The following is a 1,471-nucleotide window of genomic DNA, read 5'->3' as shown; positions in this document are numbered from 1 at the left end:
GAGCCTCATCCGCAGCAGACAGGCCAGCCCTCGGGTCAGCACCACGCGATGGCGTTCGCCGCAGGGCCTGTCGGGCTCGGGAATGGCGGCTGACCAGGTCGCCCACCTGGGACCGAGCATCGCCTCGGCATGCTCCCACCGGTCCTGCCAGCCGCCGGGCACCCGGCCCAGCCAGTCCAGCAGCAGCTCGACACCGGCAACCGACCGCTGCGCCTGCTGCCGCTTCGCGTTCCACCACGACAAGGTCGGCACAGCCGCGAGCACGTCGTCCAACGACGCCGTATCCCACGGGCCGACCGGCCGCGCGGCCGGCTCCCAGCCCGACGCCCCTGGGCCGATGGCCTGCTTGGTGGCTGGGGCCGCGACCGCGGTAGGCATCACCTCGGGTTCCCGAACAGGACCGCGAGGTCAGCGGGGTCGTAGCCGAGGGCCGCCGGCGCTGGGGGCGCGGGGCGAGGTCTTTCCCGCGCAGCCAAATGCTCCCGGACCCGAGCGAAGACCTCCTCGTCGTCCTGCTCCAGGTAGAGCTGGGTCGTCGACAGGTGGGCGTGGCCGAGGATCGTCTGCGCGTCGCGCAGCGACAGCCGGCCGTCGCGCACCATCCGAATCGCACAGGTGTGCCTCAAATCGTGCATCGTCCAGTTCGCGCCCAACCGGCGGTTCGCCCGACGGAAGACCGCCCGCAGCGCCTCGTAGTTCAACGGCTCGTGGACCCCGCCGCGCCGATAGACCGTCCGCCAGACCGGATCACCCGCGCCCAGCACACCGCCGCCGACGTCGGCCAGGTAGAGACGCAGCCAGACGAACGCCTCCGGGCTCGCCGGCAGCCACTGCTCGGCCCGCGTCCCCTTGCGGACCACCCGCACCAGCTGGCCACCCCAGTCCAGGTCCGCGCCGCGCATGCCGAGCAGCTCGGCCGCGCGGGCACCGGTGGACACGCCCAGCGCCAGGATCGCCCGGTCCCGGTTACGGCCCATCGCCGCAAACAGCGCGTCCCACCGCTCGTCCGGCATCGCCCTCGGCTTCCGCTTCGGCAGCCGAGGGTTATAACGCAGCCGCCCCTCCGGACGGAATGCCTCCAGCGGGTTGTGGTGCGCGTGCGCCCGGCCCCGGCCCGCCCGAGCAAGCACAACCGGATTCACCAGCGGCCCCTCACCACGCTCCAGCCAGAACTCATAGAAGGTCCGCAGCACGGCGTTGCTGTGCCGCACCGTCGCCGGCCCGTAGCCGTCCCCGAGGTGGCGCTTACGGGTCACCGGGTTGACCTGCCCCACGGTCGCCCGCGACCCGACCCGCGCCGCCGCGACCGGCTTGGTCGCCTGCCCGAGCCACAGCACGAAGTCCCGGACCTCCGCCGGACTCACCCGGTCCCAGGCCACTCCAACCGCGACCAGAAACCGCCACCACCGCAGCAACGCCAGCGCATAGCTGCGCACCGAGTTCGCCGACCGGCCCTGCGCGACGAAGTCCC

1 protein-coding gene and 1 pseudogene are annotated in these 1,471 nt (G+C 72.9%); both read right to left on the bottom strand.

Annotated elements, in window-relative coordinates:
- Nucleotides 1-378 (bottom strand): annotated as a pseudogene (locus ALLO2_RS23015) (hypothetical protein); the annotation flags it as partial.
- Nucleotides 378-1,471: tyrosine-type recombinase/integrase (locus ALLO2_RS23010; RefSeq protein ID WP_035734814.1), on the bottom strand; the 1,094-nt coding region annotated here is incomplete at its 5' end. The gene ALLO2_RS23010 and the pseudogene ALLO2_RS23015, both read right to left, overlap by 1 nt.

It is taken from the genome of Frankia sp. Allo2, from assembly GCF_000733325.1.
In the GTDB taxonomy this organism is placed as follows: Bacteria; Actinomycetota; Actinomycetes; order Frankiales; family Frankiaceae; genus Frankia; species Frankia casuarinae.
Note: the sequence above shows the minus strand (reverse complement) of the source record. Positions and strands in the feature narration are given on the sequence as shown.